Source organism: Saccharothrix sp. NRRL B-16314 (genome assembly GCF_000716595.1).
Taxonomy (GTDB): domain Bacteria; phylum Actinomycetota; class Actinomycetes; order Mycobacteriales; family Pseudonocardiaceae; genus Actinosynnema.
The window spans coordinates 175,336-194,854 of the sequence record NZ_JNXC01000022.1 but is presented as its reverse complement, the minus strand read 5'-3'; the positions used below and the strand labels follow the sequence as shown (position 1 = coordinate 194,854).

Annotated in this window: 19 protein-coding genes; 4 read left to right on the top strand and 15 right to left on the bottom strand. The window is 71.5% G+C overall.

What is annotated here, in order from left to right; genetic code table 11:
* Nucleotides 1–51 precede the first annotated feature (51 nt).
* The gene (locus tag OQ02_RS27530) at nt 52–804 is read left to right on the top strand and encodes an aminotransferase class IV (protein WP_033441475.1); all 753 of its coding nucleotides are present in this window, start codon (nt 52–54) and stop codon (nt 802–804) included.
* Between the two features lie 48 nt (nt 805–852).
* The gene (locus OQ02_RS27525; protein ID WP_156077338.1) at nt 853–1,740 is read left to right on the top strand and encodes a hypothetical protein; all 888 of its coding nucleotides are present in this window, start codon (nt 853–855) and stop codon (nt 1,738–1,740) included.
* Nucleotides 1,741–1,819: 79 nt separating this feature from the next.
* Here OQ02_RS27525 and OQ02_RS27520 read toward each other — a convergent pair whose 3' ends face one another.
* A complete protein-coding gene (locus tag OQ02_RS27520; protein WP_197043522.1) occupies nt 1,820–2,275 on the bottom strand; it encodes an Lrp/AsnC family transcriptional regulator in 456 nt (151 codons plus the stop codon).
* 5 nt (nt 2,276–2,280) lie between these two features.
* The gene (locus tag OQ02_RS27515) at nt 2,281–3,408 is read right to left on the bottom strand and encodes a M24 family metallopeptidase (protein ID WP_033441473.1); all 1,128 of its coding nucleotides are present in this window, start codon (nt 3,406–3,408) and stop codon (nt 2,281–2,283) included.
* A gap of 696 nt (nt 3,409–4,104) precedes the next feature.
* Between OQ02_RS27515 and OQ02_RS27510 the strand changes: the two genes are divergently transcribed.
* Nucleotides 4,105–5,061 carry a 5'-3' exonuclease gene (locus OQ02_RS27510; RefSeq protein ID WP_033441537.1) on the top strand — a complete coding sequence of 319 codons (957 nt, stop codon included), beginning with the start codon at nt 4,105–4,107 and terminating at the stop codon, nt 5,059–5,061.
* A gap of 215 nt (nt 5,062–5,276) precedes the next feature.
* On the opposite strand, the gene OQ02_RS27505 is transcribed toward OQ02_RS27510, so the two are convergent.
* From OQ02_RS27505 to OQ02_RS27495, 3 genes are all read right to left on the bottom strand, one after another.
* Nucleotides 5,277–6,524 carry a GNAT family N-acetyltransferase gene (locus OQ02_RS27505; RefSeq protein ID WP_033441472.1) on the bottom strand — a complete coding sequence of 416 codons (1,248 nt, stop codon included), beginning with the start codon at nt 6,522–6,524 and terminating at the stop codon, nt 5,277–5,279.
* A 113-nt stretch (nt 6,525–6,637) separates the two neighbouring features.
* The gene (locus OQ02_RS27500) at nt 6,638–7,366 is read right to left on the bottom strand and encodes a DUF4333 domain-containing protein (RefSeq protein WP_033441471.1); all 729 of its coding nucleotides are present in this window, start codon (nt 7,364–7,366) and stop codon (nt 6,638–6,640) included.
* Between the two features lie 141 nt (nt 7,367–7,507).
* The gene (locus OQ02_RS27495) at nt 7,508–10,273 is read right to left on the bottom strand and encodes a DEAD/DEAH box helicase (RefSeq protein WP_033441470.1); all 2,766 of its coding nucleotides are present in this window, start codon (nt 10,271–10,273) and stop codon (nt 7,508–7,510) included.
* Between the two features lie 127 nt (nt 10,274–10,400).
* On the opposite strand from OQ02_RS27495, the gene OQ02_RS27490 reads away from it, so the two are divergent.
* Nucleotides 10,401–10,886 (top strand): hypothetical protein, encoded by a 486-nt coding sequence (locus OQ02_RS27490; protein WP_033441469.1) that lies wholly within the window; start codon nt 10,401–10,403, stop codon nt 10,884–10,886.
* Here OQ02_RS27490 and OQ02_RS27485 read toward each other — a convergent pair.
* The 10 genes from OQ02_RS27485 to pafA all read right to left on the bottom strand — a co-directional run bounded on the left by OQ02_RS27485 (nt 10,870) and on the right by pafA (nt 19,505).
* Entirely contained in the window at nt 10,870–11,754 is an 885-nt protein-coding gene (locus OQ02_RS27485) for a diacylglycerol/lipid kinase family protein (protein ID WP_033441468.1), read from the bottom strand. The two genes, OQ02_RS27490 and OQ02_RS27485, sit on opposite strands and share 17 nt — an antisense overlap.
* A 104-nt stretch (nt 11,755–11,858) precedes the next feature.
* Nucleotides 11,859–12,785 (bottom strand): twin-arginine translocase subunit TatC, encoded by a 927-nt coding sequence (gene tatC, locus OQ02_RS27480; protein WP_081915982.1) that lies wholly within the window; start codon nt 12,783–12,785, stop codon nt 11,859–11,861.
* 120 nt (nt 12,786–12,905) lie between these two features.
* Entirely contained in the window at nt 12,906–13,256 is a 351-nt protein-coding gene (gene tatA / locus OQ02_RS27475) for a Sec-independent protein translocase subunit TatA (RefSeq protein ID WP_033441466.1), read from the bottom strand.
* Nucleotides 13,249–13,515 (bottom strand): bacteriophage holin, encoded by a 267-nt coding sequence (locus OQ02_RS27470; protein WP_051772853.1) that lies wholly within the window; start codon nt 13,513–13,515, stop codon nt 13,249–13,251. Before OQ02_RS27470 ends, tatA begins: the two co-directional genes overlap by 8 nt.
* A gap of 18 nt (nt 13,516–13,533) precedes the next feature.
* A complete protein-coding gene (locus tag OQ02_RS27465) occupies nt 13,534–14,505 on the bottom strand; it encodes a helix-turn-helix transcriptional regulator (protein ID WP_033441465.1) in 972 nt (323 codons plus the stop codon).
* Nucleotides 14,502–15,488 (bottom strand): helix-turn-helix transcriptional regulator, encoded by a 987-nt coding sequence (locus OQ02_RS27460; protein WP_033441464.1) that lies wholly within the window; start codon nt 15,486–15,488, stop codon nt 14,502–14,504. Before OQ02_RS27460 ends, OQ02_RS27465 begins: the two co-directional genes overlap by 4 nt.
* Before the next feature lie 48 nt (nt 15,489–15,536).
* Entirely contained in the window at nt 15,537–16,451 is a 915-nt protein-coding gene (locus OQ02_RS27455) for an alpha/beta fold hydrolase (RefSeq protein ID WP_197043517.1), read from the bottom strand.
* A 175-nt stretch (nt 16,452–16,626) separates the two neighbouring features.
* A complete protein-coding gene (locus tag OQ02_RS27450) occupies nt 16,627–17,502 on the bottom strand; it encodes an SRPBCC family protein (RefSeq protein ID WP_033441463.1) in 876 nt (291 codons plus the stop codon).
* Nucleotides 17,495–18,055, bottom strand: coding sequence for an ArsR/SmtB family transcription factor (locus tag OQ02_RS27445; protein ID WP_033441462.1), 561 nt, complete (start codon nt 18,053–18,055; stop codon nt 17,495–17,497). The genes OQ02_RS27450 and OQ02_RS27445 overlap by 8 nt, the downstream gene beginning before the upstream one ends.
* Before the next feature lie 91 nt (nt 18,056–18,146).
* The gene (pafA, locus tag OQ02_RS27440) at nt 18,147–19,505 is read right to left on the bottom strand and encodes a Pup--protein ligase (RefSeq protein ID WP_033441461.1); all 1,359 of its coding nucleotides are present in this window, start codon (nt 19,503–19,505) and stop codon (nt 18,147–18,149) included.
* Between the last annotated feature and the right edge of the window lie 14 nt (nt 19,506–19,519).

Genomic DNA, 19,519 nt, shown 5'->3' with positions numbered 1-19,519 from the left:
TGGCGGCAACGACCCACGACCCTCGATTCCTGCCACGCTACGTTCTGGTCCGTGCTGAGGATCGAGATCGACGGCGAGCCGCCGACCACCGACCGGCTCGCCACCGGCCTGCTGGCCAACTACGGGCACTTCACCGCCATGCAGGTGCGCGACCGCCGCACCAAAGGCCTCGACCTGCACCTTCGCCGCCTCGACGACGCCAACCGCGAGCTGTACGGCAAGGAACTACCCGGCGACCACGTCCGCGCCCTGATCTCCCACGCGCTCGGCGACGACGTCCGCGACGCGGCCGTGAGGGTCGTCGTGTTCGGCGTGGACACGCCCTCGGTGATGGTCGTCGTGGGCCCGCCCCACGATCCTCCGGCGACGCCGCGACGCCTGATGTCGGTGCCCTACACCCGTCCGCTGCCGCACGTGAAGCACATCGGCGGGTTCGGGCAGATCCACCACGGCAACCTCGCCGAGCGGGCCGGGTACGACGGCGCGCTGCTCACCGCCAACGGCGTGGTGGTGGAGGCCGCGATCGCGAACATCGCGTTCCTGGACGACGCCGGCGACGTGGTGTGGCCGCAGGCGGCGTGGCTGCACGGCATCACCATGCAACTGCTCGAACGGGAACTGCCGACCCGCCGGGAAGTGGTGCGGCTGACGGACTTCGGCCGGTACCGGGGCGCGTTCGCGACCAACTCGATCGGCGTGGTCGCGGTGTCGGGGATCGACGACGTCGAGTTCACCGTGGACGGTCCGGCCCTCGCAAGGGTGCAGGCCGCCTACGACGCGATCCCCGCCGACCCGTTCGATTGAGTAGATCCACCGATGTCCGCCGAGCCCGCCGCGCGGGACCGTGTGCCGATGATCGACTTACGGGTCCTCGTCCAGATCGCCGTGATGTGGCTCGTCATGGGGCTGTCCGCGATGGTCGTCGGCTGGCTGGTGCTGTTCGGGTTCTTCGTCAAGAGCGCCGCGCTGGTCGCGATCGGCATGATCGGCCCGTTCGCGGTGATCTTCCTGGTCGGCACGTTCACGCCCAAGGCGAGCCCGTTGACGGAGACCGCCGGGCGACGCGTCGGCTGGGCCGCACTCGTGACCCTGTCCGGTCTGGTCGGCGCGGTGTTCTACACGGAAGTGCTGGAGGCGAGCGAACCCGCCGAACCACCGACGTGGCTGGCCATCGCCGGGCTGGGCCTGCCGTTCGCGCTCGCCGCCGCCGTGCTGGCGCACGGGCTGGTGGTGCGGCTGATCGCGGTCGGCGTGACCGTCGCGGCGGTGGCGTTCGGCGTCTGGCTGCCCGGCACCATGCCGGCCGACGACGCCGCGTCCCGGGTCGCGCACGCGAACCTGCCCGGTGGCGTGCTGCTGATCGCCACGCCCGACGGCTACGACTTCCCCCGCCTGACCGTCGGCGACGACCGCGCCGCCCTGTCCTACGGCGCCGGCGGTCGCGACCGGCCGCTGCGCGCGTTCCCCAGCCTGACGATGGGGCGTGCGACGGGTGAGACGACCGAGCTGGTGTACCGGCGGGACCACGGCGACCACGTGTTCACGCGGCGGGTGGGCGACGTCGAGGTGACGGCCGAGGTGTCGGGCCAGGCGGACGTCGACGCCGCGCGCGAGTTCGTCCTCTCCGTCCGGCCCGCGACCGACGCCGAGGTGAAACGCCTCCTGCCACGGGCTCCCGGCCGGAACGACCGCGACGTGCTCGCCCGCTTCGCCCGCACGTGGAGCCGGCTAGCGGAGTAGGCCGGGCTCCGGGTAGTCCGTCCGGGGTAGTCCGATTGCGGGATAGTCCGAACCCCGAGCAAGCCTGCCGCCGGCCGGGTCAGACGGCCGGCGGCCGGTCCTCGTACGGCGTGGACAGGACCACCGTCGTCCTCGTCGACACGTTCGCGGACTCGCGGATGTGCCGGAGCAGCTCCTCCAACGCCGTCGGCGAGGCCACCCGGACGCGGACCAGGTACGAGGCGTCGCCGGCGACCGAGTAGCAGGCCTCGATCTGCGGCAGGTGCTCCAGCCGCTTGGGGTAGTCGTCCGGGGCGGCCGGGTCGATCGGGGTCAGCGAGATGAACGCGGTCAGCGGCAGGCCGATCTCGTCGCCGTCCAGCCGTGCCGCGTAACCGCGGACCACGCCGCGCTGCTCCAGCCGCCGAACCCGCTGGTGCACGGCCGAAACGCTCAGCCCCACCCGTTCGGCGAGATCGGTGAAGCTGCACCGGCCGTCGGCGGCCAGCTCGCGCAGGATCGCCCGGTCCGTGGGTTCCAGGTTTGGGTTCGCCAGGTTCGTCACGCGGGCAGCACCACCAGTTCGTGCGGCTGGTTGTTGACGCTCTCCACGCCGTCCGCGGTGGTCACCACGATGTCCTCGATGCGGGCGCCCCACCGGCCGGGGAGGTAGATGCCGGGTTCGACGCTGAACGCCATGCCCGGTTCCAGCGGCAGGTCGTTGCCGGCGACGATGTACGGCTCCTCGTGGACGTCCAGCCCGATGCCGTGGCCCGTGCGGTGGACGAAGAAGTCGCCGAACCCGGCGTCCGCGATGACCTCGCGCGCGGCGGCGTCGACCGCTTCGCACGTGACGCCCGGCCGGACCGCCTCGACCGCTGCGCGCTGCGCCGCCTGGAGGACCGCGTAGGTCTCCCACACGTCGGCGTCGCGCGGCTCGCCCAGGACGTAGGTGCGGGTGGAGTCGGAGTTGTAGCCCTCGGCCACCGGCCCGCCGATGTCGACCACGACCACGTCACCGGCTTCGATGACCCGGTCGGACACGTCGTGGTGCGGTGAGGCGCCGTTCGGGCCGGAGCCGACGATCACGAAATCGGCCGCCGTGTGGCCTTCCGCGACGATCGCGGCAGCGATGTCGGAGCCCACCTCGGCCTCCGTGCGCCCGGGTCGCAGCCACTCGGCCATCCGAGCGTGCACCCGGTCGATGGCGGCGCCCGCCTTGCGCAACGCCGCCACTTCCGCGGCGTCCTTGCGCATCCGCAGTTCCCGGAGGATCGGGCCGGCCAACACCTGGTCCGCGCCGACCACATCGCGCAAGCGGAGGGTGTGCAGGGCGGGCATCATGTCCGAGACGGCCGTGCGGGAGCCCTTCAACGCCTGCTTGACAAGGGCGTAGGGGTCTTCACCGTCGACCCAGGTGGCGACCTCGACGCCGAGGTCCCCGGTCGGGATGGCCGCGTAGCCGGGCTGCTCCAGCTTGGGCACCACCAGCACGGGCGATGCGCCGACCGGGAGGACCAGGCACGTCAGCCTCTCGAACGACGACCCACCGGCGCCGAGGAGGTAGCGCAGATCCGAACCGGGCGAGATCAACAACGCATCCACACCCGCGACGGACGCCGCGGCGGTGGCCCGATCAAGGCGCGCACGCAACGCATCCACGTCGACGGGCCCAACATGGGTCGACATATCGGCCAGCCTAGTGGTCAAACCCCCACCCAACACCACGCCACACACACCCCCACCCCGTCGCAACGACCTCCCTCCGGTGACACTTTCGGGTGATCATCACGACGACACCTAAGAAAACGCCGTTATACTCAACCTGAAACGTCGGTTGAAACAACGAGGCCCCGCCAACCACCCCCTGCACCCCAAGGCAGGCGAACGGCGACCGGCCCGCGGTGTCTCGTCCCGGCAGGCACACGACTGTCGGGTACTCCCCCGGCCGATGGCCGACCCGCACCGGTGCCCCGCCCGCCCAAGGCCCAGGCAATCCCAGACCCCGGGCAGCCCAAGACCTTCGCCAGTCCAAGACCCCGCCAGTCCAAGACCCCGCCAGTCAAAGACCTTCGACAGTCCGAGGCCCTCGATAGTCCAAGGCTCAGGCAGTCCATAGCCGGCAGTCCGAGACCCGGCAGTCCACGCTGCAGTCCACGCTTTGGCGGTCCGAGCTCGAAGGGACAAGCCGCGAGAGTCGAACGTCCCGGCTGTCGGTGATCCGGCACAGGTGGCCGCCGGTAGCCGCCCCACCAGTGGCCCGCCAGTGGCCCGCCAGCTGGCCCACCAGCGCTCCACCAGCGCTCTCGCAGTCCGTAGCCCGGCATGAGTCGCCCGGCATCGGCGGTCACCGGTATGTCGGTGGTCTCTGGCAAGCTGTCCAGGGTGAGCAACCCGCTGGTCCTGATGGACGCCGCCAGCCTGTACTTCCGGGCGTTCTACGCGCTGCCCGAGTCGATGACCGCACCGGACGGCACCCCGGTGAACGCCGTGCGGGGGTTCGTCGACACGATCGCCAGGGTCATCACCGACCGGAAGGCCGGCCGCCTGGTGGCGTGCCTGGACGCGGACTGGCGGCCGGAGTTCCGGGTCGCCGCGCTCCCGTCGTACAAGGCGCACCGCGTCGCCGAAGGCGCCGTCGACGGCGAAGAGGAAGTCCCGGACACCCTCACCCCGCAGGTGCCGATCATCCTCGACGTCCTCGACGCGGTCGGCATCGCCACCGCCGAGGCGGCCGGCTACGAAGCCGACGACGTGATCGGCACCCTCGCCGCTCGCGAGACCACCGATCCGGTCGAGGTGATCACCGGCGATCGTGACCTGTTCCAGGTCGTGCGCGAGGAGCCCACGCCGGTGCGCGTCCTGTACCTGGGGCGCGGGTGGGCGAAGGCTGAACTGCTGGGGCCTGAGGAGCTGGCGGCCAAGTACGCCCTTCCGGTGCACGACGCCGGTCGCGCGTACGCCGGGATGGCGGTGCTGCGCGGCGACCCGTCGGACGGCCTTCCCGGCGTGGCCGGGATCGGGGAGAAGACTGCGGCGAAGTTGATCAGCGAGTTCGGGTCGTTGCAGGCTGTGCTGGACGCGGTGCACGACGGACGCGACCGCAAGCTCACCACGCGGGCACGGACTGCGCTGCTCAACGCCCAGGACTACCTCGCCGTGGCACCGACCGTGGTGAACGTGGCGACCGACGCGGAGATCGTCATGGACCGCTCCGACGTGGTGCCCGCCGCGCCGGTCGACCCCGATCGGGTCGCCGAGCTGACCCGGCGTTGGGGGCTCGGCAGTTCGCTGCCCCGGCTCCTGGCCGCCATGGAACGCCGGGCACCGCAAGGCGGATAGCGACGAAGCCGCAGAGCGACGAAACGGCCGAGTGGTTCGAGCGGCCGAACGGGTCGAGCGGCGAAGCGGCGAAAGGGCGGAGCGAACGCAGGGTCGAGCGGCGGGCGCAGGGTCGAGCGGCGGGCGCAGCGCGCGGCGGAGTGGGTGGCTCAGTGGGTGCGTTGTCGCCGGTGCAGCGGAGTGGGTGCGGTGATGTCGGGAAGGGCTTGGTGGCGCTAGAAGTACGTGCCGCACCAGGGCGCTTCGGACACGGCGAACAGGGCGTCCGCACGGGCTAGTGCCGCAGGTTCCACCACGTCCAGCCGACGGGTTGCCGCCAGCGTCGAGAACGACACGTCACCCAGGTACGCCGACGCGAGCACGTCCACGTCCACGACCAGTTCCGCAGGCCCCTCGACGCGCGTCACGCCGTCCGCCGCGATCCGGTACGACCCCGAGTTCTCCGGCAGGTACACGTCCCGCACACCGATCACCACCGGCTCACCCTCGCGATACGTGCGGGCGGTCAGGGCGGCGGGCACGTCCAGCAACCTCAGCCACGTCTCGTCGAACTCGTCGGGGATGCGGCAAGCACGGGGATCGCCCAACAGCCACTGGACCGGCTCGTCCACGGGCCGCCCCACCGCCGACACCTCGCCCACCAGGTCGATCCCGAGCACGAACAGCCACAGGTCGGCCCACGCCTCCGCGTCCCGCGCCCACAGGTCCAGCACGCTCAGCCTGGTCTGCTTCCCCTGCCGTGGATCGTTCTCGCCCGGCTCCACCTTGAACGTCACATAGCCGTCGTACCCGGAAGCACCGGAAGTCCCGGAAGTCCCGGAAGTCCCGGAAGCACCAGAGGAACGGACCGCGGTCTTCACGTACTCCTCGGACCCGATCCGCGCGTTCACCGTCCACCACCCCGGCCACCGCGAGATCGTGCCCGCACGCCGCAACCCCAGCTCGTCGAACAACTCCCGGACGATCCGCTGCCCCTCCTCGCCCTCCACGAACCGCACCCGCCCCACCGGACGCGTCCGCGGCGCGGCTCGACGCCGGTCGATGTCCAGGTACCGGAACCGCGTCGCCGCCCCGTACCCGTAGCGCCCGTAGATCACCGTCTCCGACGCGCGCAACGACGACACCACGTCACCCGCCGACCGCATCGCACGCAACTGCGCCCGCTGCAACGCCGTCAGCACACCCCGACGCGTCCAGTCCGCCCGCACCCCGACCCGGCTCACCGCCGCGTGCTGCACGACCGCCCCACCGGGCACGGCGAGCCGCGACGAGAACGACTGGACGGTCCCGATCATCTCCCCGTCCGCGAACGCGCCCATCACACGACCTGGCTCGAACGACTCCCGCACCGCGGGCCACCGGTCGTCCGGCGCCGGCGGGTGGTGCAGCGTGCCACGGAACAGGGTGTGCGCGGCCCGGTGCTGGGAGTCGTCGTCCAGCACCCGGATGTCGTAGTCGGTCACCCCAGCATCCTGCCGGCGAGATCGCTCGCTTCGCTAACGAGTTTCCCCGCGAAACGCCAAGGCCGCCCCAACCGGTGAACGGTGGGGCGGCCTCGGGGCACCGACGACGCGGATCAGCCGGCGGGCTGGCCGACCTCGTACTCGCCGTCGTCCGTCTTCACCGTGATCTTGACCTTCTTGTCCTCGCCGCCGACCTTCACCGTGCACTCGAAGGTCGTGTTCGGCTTGACCTCCTGGTCCGCGGGGCAGGTCGCGCCCTCCACGTCCTTGATCTTGTAGTCGTCCTTCAGGATCCCGACGACGCCCTGCTGCACGGACGCGTTGTCGAAGACCTTCTTCGTGAACCAGCCCGGCGTGACGAACCCGAGCACGCCCACCGCCGCGACCAGGAGCACGACCACCGCGACGATGACCCACACCATCGTGTTGGACTTCTTCGGCGGCTGCTGCTGCCCGTACCCGGGCTGCCCGAACTGGCCCGGCTGCTGGCCGTACTGCCCCTGCTGCCCGAACTGACCGGCTTGCCCGTACTGACCTGCCTGCGCCGGCTGCCCGTACGGGTTCGACTGCGGGTTGTTCGGGTCGTACCCGGCCGGGTACTGCTGCGTGTACGGCTGCTGCTGTGGCTGCTGCCCCCACTGCTGCTGCTGCTGCGACGGGTCGGGCTGCCCGTACGGGTTGGGCTGCTGCGACGGGTCCGGCTGCCCGTAGGGGTTGGGCTGCTGAGCGGGGAAACCACCCGACGGCGTGCCGGGGAACCCACCACCACCGTAGGGCTGTTGTTGCTGGCCCCACTGCGGCTGCGGGTCGTTCCCTCCGGACGGTCCGTACGGACTGGTCATGCTCGGCCTCCGACGGTCGGTCTGGAAAACGGTCTCGAAACGGTCTGGCACTGCGCCGGGCCTGAAAGCGGTGTTCAAGCCTTGCGGGCGCGATCAAACCACAGCCATGCGGACGTTACCCACCCGCCCCGCAAAGCTTTGTCAAACGGTGGCCATCGCCACCACCCCACGGCGCAACGCGTCCACCGCCTTTCGGGCGGACGCACCCACCGGGTCACCGCCGCCGACCACGTCCCGGATCTGGTCCAGGAAGTCGATCACCTGCCGGCACCACCGGACGAAATCGCCCGCGCCCAGCTCAGCGCCGTTCTCCTCGGCCGCCGACAGCACCTTCTCCAACGACTCTCCGCGCGCCCACCGGTACACCGCCCACGCGAAACCCGGATCGGGCTGACGGGTCCGGTCGAGCCGGTGCCGGCGCTCGTCGTCCTCCAGCTCGGCCCACAGCCTGGCCGTCGCGGTCAACGCGTCCCCGACCTTCCCCGGTGGCAGCCGCGCCTCCAGCGGACCGTCCCGCCGCGCCTCGTACACCAGCGCCGACACCACGGCCGCCAACTCGGCCGGGTCGAGGTCACGCCACACGCCGTGCCGCAGGCACTCCGCCGCCAGCAGGTCCGACTCGCTGTATAGCCTCGTCAGCCGCTTGCCGTGCTCGGTGACCTCCTCGCCCGGCCCGTTCTCGTCCGCGTGCAGGTAGCCGCGTTCCCGCAGCAGACCGCGGATCCGGTCGAACTCCCGCGCCAACGAGTGCGTCGTCGCCGCGACCTTCCGCTCCACCTGCTCCGTCTCGGCCAGCAGCCGGTGGTACCGCTCACCCCACCGGGCGTGGTCCTCACGCTTCTCGCAGCCGTGGCACGGGTGCGCCCGCAACGCCCGCCGCAACGTCGCCAGCTCCGCGTCGTCGTCCGCCGTCGACCGGCGCTTCCGCATCGCCGGCGCCACGATCCCGGTGGCCCGCAACGACGCCGCCAAGTCACGCCGCGACTTCGGCGACCGCGTGTCCACCTGCTTCGGCAGCCGCATCTTGCCCAACACCTCGACCGGCATCGGGAAGTCCGCCGACGACAGCCGACCCGCCCACCGGTCCTCCGTCACCACGAACGGCCGGGCCTCGCCCAGCGGCTCCAACCCCGGGTCGATCACCACGGCCAGCCCCGACCGCCGCCCGGACGGCACCGCGATCACGTCGCCCTTGCGCAGCCGCTCCAACGACTGCGCCGCCTCGGCCCGCTTCGCCGACGTGTTCTGCCGCGCCAACGCCTTCTCCCGCTCGGCGACCCGGCGGCGCAGCGACGCGTACTCCGAGAAGTCACCCAGGTGGCACGTCATCGCCTCGGCGTAGCCCTCCAGCGCCTCCCGGTTCCGGTCGATGCGCCGGGCCAGTCCGACGACCGACCGGTCCGCCTGGAACTGCGCGAACGACTGCTCCAGGATGTCCCGCGCCGCCGCCGCGCCGAGCTGGTTGACCAGGTTGACGGCCATGTTGTAGCCGGGCCGGAACGACGACCGCAGCGGGTACGTGCGGGTGGACGCCAGGCCGCCGACCGCCTTCGGGTCGACGCCGGGCTGCCACACGACCACCGCGTGGCCCTCGACGTCGATGCCGCGACGCCCGGCCCGGCCGGTGAGCTGCGTGTACTCGCCCGGCGTCAGGTCGACGTGCGCCTCGCCGTTGTACTTGACCAGCTTCTCCAGCACCACGGTGCGCGCGGGCATGTTGATCCCCAGCGCCAGGGTCTCGGTGGCGAACACGACCTTCACCAGTCCGCGGACGAACAGCTCTTCCACGGTCTCCTTGAACGCGGGCAGCAGGCCGGCGTGGTGGCTGGCGATGCCGCGTTCCAGCGCTTCCCGCCACTCCCAGTAGCCCAGCACCATCAGGTCGCCCTGAGGCAGGTCCTTGGTCTTCTCCTCGATGACCTCGCGGATCTGCTCGACCTCGTCGTTGGAGTTGAGCCGCAGCCCCGCCCGCACGCACTGGAGGACCGCCGCGTCGCAGCCCGCCCGGCTGAACACGAAGTCGATCGCCGGCAGCAGGCCCGCGCCGTCCAGCCGCTGCACGATGTCGACCCGTGACGGCGGCTTGAACCCCGACCCGCGCGGCGGCCGGCCGCGCTGGTCCTTGTTGTTGCGGTTCCGGCTCCACGGCACGTGGTAGCGGGACAGGTCGTCGGTGTGGCGCAGTAGTTGCGGGTTGATCCGGGCGTGCCCGTCGGGCGCGTCGCCCGCGAACAGGTCCATCATCCGGCCGCCCGCCATCATGTGCTGCCACAGCGGCACGGGCCGGTGCTCGTCCACCACGACCGTCGTGTCGCCGCGGACCTCGACCAGCCACTCGCCGAACTCCTCGGCGTTGCTGACCGTCGCGGACAGGCCGACCAACCGCACCGACTCGGGCAGGTGCAGGATCACTTCCTCCCACACCGGGCCGCGGAACCGGTCGGCCAGGTAGTGGATCTCGTCCATGACGACGTAGGCGAGGCTCTTCAACGTGGAGGAGCCCGCGTAGAGCATGTTGCGCAGCACCTCGGTGGTCATCACGACGATCGGCGCGTCGCCGTTGACCGAGGTGTCGCCGGTGAGCAGGCCGACCTTCGCCGGGCCGTAGCGGGCGACGAGGTCGGCGTACTTCTGGTTCGACAGGGCCTTGATGGGGGTGGTGTAGAAGCACTTGCGGCCCTCGGACAGGGCCAGGTGCACGGCGAACTCGCCGACCACCGTCTTGCCGGCGCCGGTGGGCGCGCAGACGAGCACGCCGTGCCCGCCCTCCAGCGCCTCGCACGCGCGTTGCTGGAACGGGTCGAGCTCGAACGAGAGGACCCCGAGGAAATCGGTCAGCTTGGGCCAGGTGGAGCGGCGGCGGGAATCCGCGTACGCCTCGGCCGGGGACCGCGAAGTGCTTGACACCCGTCCAGGCTGTCACACGGGACCGACAAATTCGCTCCAGATAGTGGGCGGACCGCGGAACATCCTATTTAATCAACACTGAAGATATAAAGACCACAGAGGTCGACCATGGTGCAGACTCACGGTCGTGGAGGCGATTCCGTTGGCGGAGGGCGACCTCCGGTGGGTGTTCCCCGACCTCATCGACGTGGACCCGGTGCTCGACGTGCTGAGACTGGCCGCCGCGCGGGTCGAGCGGCTGTCCGGCCACCTGGGCATACCGGGCGCCGGCCTGGTGTTCGACCACCTTCCCGGCGTGCCCTACGCGGGCCTGTCCGCCCTCACCGAGATCGACGAGGTGGCGTTCCGCGTCCACGTGTCACCGCCGCGCGACCCGCACCGCCACGTGCTCGCCCTGCCGCCTCCGTGGCAGGTGGAGGGAGAGATCTCGGTCCGCTGCGACGCGATCCGGGACTGCGGCCGGCACGAGATCGAGACCGTCGAGTCGGCGCACGGGACACCGCTGGACGCGGCCGGCGGCGTGCTGACCGTGGCCGGGTGGCTGTACGAGCGGGGCACGAGCGAGCCGCACGCCTCGTGGCGCAGGCGGGACGTGCTCAGCCGACACCGCTGACGACCGTGAGCGCCCCCGGGACGCACGTGGTCGTCAACGGCACGCCGCTCATCCGCTCGCCGTCCGCGTACGCCACCCAGGACGTCCCGGACAGCCGCACGGACCGGGCCCGGAGGGTGCGCACCGCGGGGTGTTCGACGTGCCGTCCGGTGCGGAGCGTGGGCAGCATCCGCACCAGCGTGCGCCGCGGCGCGGCGGCCACCACGGTCAGGTCGAACAGGCCGTCGGCGGGCAGGGCGTCCGGGCACACCGGGATGCCGCCGCCGTAACTGGTCGTGTTGCCCACCGCGATCAGCAGGGCGTCCAGTTCGAGCGAGTCGTCCTCGGTCTCGACGACCAGCCGCTGGGGTCGGAGCGCGGCCAGTTCGGCCACGATCGCCAGGTCGTAGCGCCGGGGTCCGGCGGGCCAGCGCATCGAGTTGGCGCGCTCGTTGACGGCCGAGTCGAACCCGGCGCAGAGCACGGTGGCGAACCACGGGCCGTTCTCGATCCGGCCCAGGTCGAGGGTGCGGCGGCTGCCGTCGCGCAACGCGGTCACCACGTCGTCGACGGACCTGGCGCCGAGCGCGGTGGCCAGGTCGTTCCCGGTGCCTGCGGGCACCACGGCCAGCGCGGTGGACGACTGGGCGCACGCCTGCACCGCCAGGTGCGCGCCGCCGTCACCGCCGAGGACGACCAGCACGTCGACACCGTCGTCCACCGCTCGGCGTGCCACCTCCGCCGTGCCCTCCGCTGACGAGGCCACGTGCAGGTCGAGGCGGTCGACCACGTCGCGCAGGCGGGCGGCGACGGCGCCCGCGACCCGCCCGGCTCGGCCCTTGCCCGAGGTGGGGCACACCAGCAGGGCCGCCCGCGTTGACGTCGACATGGTCGGGAAGCCTACAAACACACCGCCCGATCAGGTGACCCCGATCAGGTGACACGAAGCAGGCGTCCGGCGGCGATCAGGTAACGCCGAGCAGGTGATGCAGGTCAGGTGGCGTCGTCGTAGCGGACCCGACCGGGTGGCTGTTGGCCCGCGTCCGGGGGCGTCGGCACCGGGTCCGGTGTGGGCAGCGGCTCCGGTTCCTCGGCGGCCGACGGCGTGTACTCGAACGGCGCGGCCTCGTCGTCGGACAGCTCGTCCAGGCCCTCCGCCTTGCGCCGGCGCTCGACCCGCCGGTCGTGGACGCGGGCGATCTGGATCGCCAGCTCGAACAGCAGCACGAGCGCGATGGCCAGCGCGACCATCGAGATCGGGTCGGTGCCCGGCGTCGCGACCGCGGCGAAGATGACCAGCGCGAACGTGATGCCGCGCCGCCATCGGCGCAGCTTGTCGTAGGTCAGGACGCCGACCTGGTTCAGCATCACCACGATCAGCGGCAGCTCGAAGCTCACGCCGAAGATCAGCAGCAGGGTGAGCACGAAGCTGATGTACTCGCCCGCCGTCAACGCGGTGATGAACTTCTCGTCACCGAAGCTGACCAGCACGGACAGGCCCTGCGGCACCACGTAGAACGCGAGCGCCGCGCCCGTCACGAACAGCACCGACGCGCAGGCCACGAAGACGACCGCGAAGCGGCGCTCCTTGGCGTAGAGGCCGGGCGCGATGAACCGCCACACCTGGTAGAGCCACAGCGGCGCGGTGATGGCCATGCCCGCGCCCGCGCCGACCTTCAGGCGGATCATGAAGATCTCGAACGGCTGGGTCTGGAGCAGTTGGCAGCCCTCGCCGCCCTGCGTGAGCCGCTGGCCGACCGGGATGCCGCAGTAGGGGGCGATCACGATGTCGCCGAGGTTGGGCAGGCCGAAGATCCGCCAGCTCCACCAGAACCAGCCGAAGATCGCGCCGAACGCGATGATCAGCAGCGCCAGGCCGAGGCGGTGCCGGAGGTCGTAGAGGTGATCCTTCAACGACATGGTGCCGTCGGGGTTGCCCCTGCGGCTCGTGACCTTGCGGCGTTCCCGGCGCTGGGACCACCACCGGACCGGACTTGCCCCCACCGTGCGGACCGTCCTTCGGCTCTCGTTGACGCGGTTCTAGTTGGAGTTCTGCTTGTTCTGGAGGTTCTGCTGCGACTGCTCGATGGGCGGCGCCACCTGCGGCTGCACCGGCTGCGGCTGCGCGACGGGCTGCTGCACGGGCGGCTGGACGACCTGCGGCTGCGCGGGCGGAAGCTGCTGCTGGGAGGGCATCTGCTGCGCGGTGGTGGTGCCGGGCTGGGCGGTCTGCTGCGGGTCGTCCTCGCTGCGCAGACCCTTGGTTTCGGCCTTGAGGATCTTCGCGGAACGGCCGATCGAGCGCGCCATGTCGGGCAGCTTCTTCGCGCCGAAGAGGAGAATGATCACCACGGCGATGATGATCAGTTCGGTTGGTCCGAGGTTACCCACGGTTGTCCTCCTGTCTCCCCCGGTCCACCGATGGTACGCGGGGCTTGCCCTGACGGGCCTGGTCCGGACGCCGTTCGGCGAAGGCCACCCCGAGCGCGGCGAACCGCGCCCGCAGCAGACCCGCGTCGTCGCCGACCCTGTCAGCCACCAGAGTGCTGGCGGCGCGGAAGCGGCGCAACGATCCGATGACTCGGACCACGATCGCAACCAGCACGACCAGCCCGAACAGGACCAGCACCAGGATCGGCAAGTACGGCACGGCACCACCGTACTTGGCTTAGGTTGCCGGAAGGTGATCCGCCCGGCGCAACGCCGCTTCCGCCTGCCGGGTGACCTCGCCCACCAGGTCGGGCGGTTGCTCCACGTGCACGTCACCGCCGAGGCCGAGCAGCAACCGCACCATCCAGGGCGTGTCGGCGTACCGCATCAGCACGCGCGCGCGGCCTTCGGGCAGCTCGACCAGCCCGTCCGTCGGGTAGTACTCGGCCACCCAGCGGGCGTCCGGTTCGAGCACCAGCACGGCCGTCCGCTGGGACGGGTCCGGCTGGAACAACCCCTCCGACGTATCGGTGGGCGTGGCGTGCGGCGGCGGGGCGGCGGGTTCGTCCAGCACCCGCACGGCGTCGATCCGGTCGAGCCGGAACAGGCGGACGCCGTCGGCGGCGCGGCACCAGGCCTCCAGGTAGCTGCGGCCCTCGACGAGGAGCATCCGCATCGGGTCGACCACGCGGTCGGTGATCTCGTCCCGTGACGGCGTGTAGTAGCGCAGGTGGAGCGCGCGACCGCGCAGGACGCCGTCCGACACCGCGTCGCGCACGCGGGCCGTCTCCGGCGCCTCCCTCATCGCCAGGCCGACCGCCACCCCGGCGGGTTGCGCCTGGCCGACGGCGGCCTCGATCTTGGCCACCGCCCGCTGCACCGCGGCCTGGTCCGCGACGCCCGGCGTCTCGGCCAGCGCGCGCAGCGCCACCAGCAGCGATGTCGCCTCGGCCGCGGTCAGCCGGAGGGGGCGGCTCATGCCGGCGTCGAACGTGACGGTGACCGTCTCGCCCTCGAACGACAGGTCGATCAGGTCGCCGGGGCCGTAGCCGGGCAGGCCGCACATCCACAGCAGTTCGAGGTCGCGCCGGATCTGCTTGGGCGACACCTCGAAGTCGGTCGCGACCTCGTCGATCGGCACGCCCGGCCGGGCCAGCAGGTACGGCACCAGGGCGAGCAGCCGGGGCAGCCGGTCGGTGGCGGCGTTCACGCGCGCACCCCCGCACCGCGCAGCGCGCCCAGCAGCTTCTCCCGCACCGTCTTGGCCAGCACCTCGGGCTCCAGCACCACCACGTCGGGGCCGAACCCGGCGATCCACGTCGCGGCCGAGTCGGGGAACCTCAGGTCGATCTCCAGCAGGTCGCCGGGATCGCCGTCGAACTCCTGCGTGCCGACGACCCGGGCCCGCCGGCGCACGCCCTGCGCCCGGCCTTCGGCCACCCACAGCTTGGCGGTGGCGACCTCCTGGTCGGCGGCGGGCTGGGTCCGGGTGACGAACGAGAGCAGGTCGATCTGGTCGGGGCGCTGGACCGCACCGGCCTTGCCGACGACGCGGACGTCGCCGGCGATCCGGGACAGCCGGAAGCAGCGGGGCGCGTTCCGGTCCCGGTCGTGGCCGACGAGGTACCACCGGCCGCGCCAGGCGACCACTCCCCACGGCTCGACCGTGCGGGTGCCCACCTCGGCGGGCACCGGGCGGCGGTAGTCGAACTCGACCACGCGCCCCTCCTGCACCGCCGCGAGCAGCGGCGGGAACGCCGGTTCGCTGGTGCGGACCTTCGGCTCGACCGGCACGTGCACGTCCTGGTCGACGTCGACGCCGGCCGCGCGGAGCTTGATCAGGGCGCCGTGCGCGGCGCCGGTGAACTGCGGCGAGTCCCAGAGCCGGGCCGCGAGGGCGACTGCGGCGGCCTCGTCCGGTTCCAGGTCGATGTCGCCGAGTTCGTAGTCGCGACGGGCGATGCGGTAGCCGTCGATCGCGTCGAAGCCCACGCTGCGGCCTGTCTCCAGCGGCACGCCGAGGTCGCGCAGCTCTGTCTTGTCGCGTTCGAACATGCGGAAGAACGCCTCGTCCGTCGCGGCGTCGGCATAGCCGGGGACGATGGCGCGGATGCGCTCGGCGGTCAGGTACTGCCGGGTCGACAGCAGGCAGATCACCAGGTTGACGAGCCGTTCGGCGCGTGCAATGGCCACCCCGGAACCCTAACCCCGGACGAACGTCCAGTGACGCCATCCCCGCCCTCAGTGCGGATGAATGGTCCATTCAGCCGATTGCGCGGCCGGTGACCGCCGGGCGTGCGGCCCGTGCCGGCCGGTCGTCGCGAAGAACCCGCGCAGCTCGGCGACCAGCTCCTCCGGCACTTCCTCCGCCAGGTGGTGCCCGGAGCGGAGCCCGTGGCCGCGCAGGTCGTCCGCCCAGTCGCGCCACACGCCGAGCACGTCGCCGTAGAGGGTGGGCAGGTCGTCGTCCTCGGCCCAGAGCACGAGCACCGGGCACCGGACGCGGCGGCCGAGGGCCAGGTCGGCGTCGTCGTGTTCGCGGTCGACGCCGAGGCCGGCGCGGTAGTCCTCGACCATCGCGTGGACGGTCGCCGGGTCGTGCATCGCGCGCAGGGTGTCGTCGTCCACCGGTGCGGTGTCGGTGTGGTACCAGGCGTCGGGGTCGGCGCAGATGACCCGTTCCGGCACGTCGGGCTGGGCCAGGAAGAACCAGTGCCACCAGCTCCGCGCGAACTCCGGCCCACAGCGGGCCAGTGCCGAGCCGATCGGCACCACATCCAGCGCCACCAGGTGCGTGACCACTTCCGGGTGGTCCAGGGCGAGCCGGGTCGCCACGTACCCGCCGCGGTCGTGCCCGACGACCGCGAACCGCTCGTGCCCCAGCTCCCGCATGAGGGTCACGAGGTCCCGCGCCATCACCCGCTTCGAGTAGGGCGCGTGGTCGGGTGCGGTCTCGGGCTTGGAGGACTCGCCGTAGCCGCGCAGGTCGGGGCACACGACCGTGTGGTCGGCGGCGAGCAGGGGCGCTACGTGCCGCCACGTCGTGTGCGTGCGCGGGTGGCCGTGCACGAGGAGCACGGGCGGGCCGGAACCGCCCGTGCTCACCCTCAGCTCCGCGTCGCCCGTGTCGATCCGGGTCAGGGTGAAGTCGTCCACGACGCCCCGGTACCCGCGCCCGCCGACCCCCAACCACCGGCCCGACCCGACCGTCGGTCCGGTCGACCACCCGCCCGGCCCGACCGCCAGCCCGACCGCCCGCCCGGCCCGACCGCCAGCCCGACCCGACCGTCGGTCCGGTCGACCACCCGCCCGGCCCGGCCGTCGGTCCTGTTCAGCCGCCGGTGAGCATCCCTTCGGGCAGGCCGGGCACGTCCGGGCGCAGCCAGATCGGCCGCCAGTCGGCCAGCTCGTGGTACCGGCGCAGTTCCCCCACCCCCGACAGCCAACCGGCCCACGCCCCGTACGGCGGCTTGTCGGCGTCGAACCCGCTCTGCACGAACGTCAGCCGGGTGCCGCCGCCCGACTCGGCCAGCTCCCACGTCGCCACCATGCCGCCCCAGTCGACGCACATCCGCTCGCCGGGCACGAACTCCAGCACCTTCGCGGGCTCGGGGGTCGCGTCGAAGCCGCCCATGGCGACCCGACCGCCCTCCCACGCCTCGATGTCGATCTTCGCGCCGAACCACCGCGAGTACTGCTCGGACTCGACCAGCGACCGGGCCACCGCCTCGACCGGCGCGCCGATCACCACCTCGGCGCGCATCTCGCTGCTGCTGAAGTCGACCTTCGGCGTCAGCGGGCGCCCTTCGACGTGGTCGACCAGGTTGGCCAGGGACAGCGCCCAGTACGTGTAGAGCTGGCCGAGCACGCCGGTCTCCGCGACGGCCGCCTCCCAGCCCGCGAAGTGGGTCTGCGACAGCGTGACGACGGTGTCGCCGTCCTGCGCCGCCCAGGAGAGCTCGACGGTGGTGTCCTCGCCGCCGACCCTCCAGCCGAACCGCAACGACCGGTCGTCGGCGTGCTGCACCGTCTGGTGCGGCTCGTCGCCCTCGGGCGTGTACCTGCCCCAGAACACGAACCGGTCGGGCAGCCGGACTTCCGCGTGCTCGGCCAGCCACGTGCTCAGCTCGCCCGCGTCGGTCACCGCCTGCCGCACCCGGTCAGCGGACGCGCTGGTGCGGACGCGAAGGACCACGGTCTCAGTCATCGGTCTCCTCCTCGATCGGGTAGCACGCCACGGCCAGCCGGAAGGCGTCGCCCTCCGCTCCGCCGTAGCGGGCGAACAAGTCCTGCAATGTCGTCTTGAGGTCGGCGAAGAACTCCTGCCGCTGGTCGGGCCGCAGCCGGATCTCGCCGGACACGCCGAGCGACGGCAGCTCGGGCCGCGTCCGGTCGAGGCCCGCGATGTCCGCCTGGACCCGTTCCACGAGGTCCAGCAGGTACCCCAGGCTCAACTCGTCCTGCGCCCGGCGCAGCCCGAGACGGCCGACGAGGCCGGGCGACAGCCAGTACGAACGCGCGCTCGCCTGGTACACGCCCTCGTTGATGCCACGCACGCGTCGCTCACTCACCAGCGTCACGAGACCGGCTTCGACCAGGCGTTTCACGTGGTAGTAGACCCGCTGCGGGGTCTGGTCGAGCACCGCCGCCACCTCGGTGCACGACCGCGGCTCGGCCAACTGCCGCAGCACCTCGATGCGCTGCGGCTTGAGCAGTGCCTCGGCCTGCTCGATCTGCTCCAGGTACAGGACGTCTCTCATCGCAAAAACCAGCTTGTACGTAAAAAACTGTTTTGTCAATGGGGCCGAAGAAGACCCCGGGCCCACCCGGCCCGGGGTCGTCCCCGCTGGTCTACAGCGAGTTGATCAGCCGTTCCACGCGCTCGTCCACCGCGCGGAACGGGTCCTTGCACAGCACGGTGCGCTGCGCCTGGTCGTTCAGCTTCAGGTGCACCCAGTCCACCGTGAAGTCACGGCCCGCGGCCTGCGCGGCGGCGATGAAGTCACCGCGCAGCTTGGCCCGAGTGGTCTGCGGCGGGGTGTCCTTGGCGGCCTCGATCTCGCCGTCGTCGGTCACCCGTTCCACCTGGTCTTTGCGCTGGAGCAGGTCGAAGATGCCCCGGCCGCGCCTGATGTCGTGGTAGGCGAGGTCGAGCTGGGCGATCCGCGGGTTGGACAGGTCCATGCCGTGCTTGGCCTGGTAGCGCTCCATCAGCCGGTGCTTGATGGCCCAGTCGATCTCGCGGTCGATCTTGGACAGGTCCTCGGCCTCGACCGCGTCCAGCGTGCGGCCCCACAGTTCGAGCACCCGCTCGGCCATCGGGTCCGGCGCGCGCTTGGCCACGTGCTCCACCGCGCGCTCGTAGTACTCGCGCTGGATGTCCAGCGCCGAGGCCTCCTTGCCGCCCGCGAGGCGGACGGTGCGGCGGCCGGTCAGGTCGTGGCTGATCTCGCGGATCGCGCGGATCGGGTTGTCCAGGCTGAAATCGCGGAACTGGACGCCCTGCTCGATCATCTCCAGGACCAGGTTCGCGCTGCCCACCTTGAGCAGCGTGGTCACCTCGGACATGTTCGAGTCGCCGACGATGACGTGCAGCCTGCGGTAGCGCTCGGCGTCGGCGTGCGGCTCGTCGCGGGTGTTGATGATGGGCCGCGACCGGGTGGTGGCGCTGGACACGCCCTCCCAGATGTGCTCGGCCCGCTGCGACAGGCAGTAGACCGCTCCGCGGGGCGTCTGGAGCACCTTGCCCGCGCCGCAGATGAGCTGCCGGGTCACCAGGAACGGCAGCAGGACGTCGGCGATGCGGGAGAACTCCCCCGCCCGCGCGACCAGGTAGTTCTCATGGCAACCGTACGAGTTGCCCGCGGAGTCGGTGTTGTTCTTGAACAGGAAGATGTCTCCCCCGATGCCCTCGTCGGCGAGCCTGCGCTCGGCGTCGACGAGCAGGTCTTCGAGGATCCGCTCACCAGCCTTGTCATGCGTCACGAGCTGGGCGAGGTCGTCGCATTCCGCCGTCGCGTACTCGGGGTGCGAGCCGACGTCCAGGTAGAGCCGAGAGCCGTTGCGCAGGAAGACGTTCGACGAGCGTCCCCACGAGACGACCCGGCGGAACAGATAACGCGCGACCTCATCCGGGGACAGCCTGCGCTGCCCGTGGAAGGTGCAGGTCACCCCGAACTCAGTCTCAATGCCGAAGATCCGCCGCTGCATCCTCTAACAGTAGG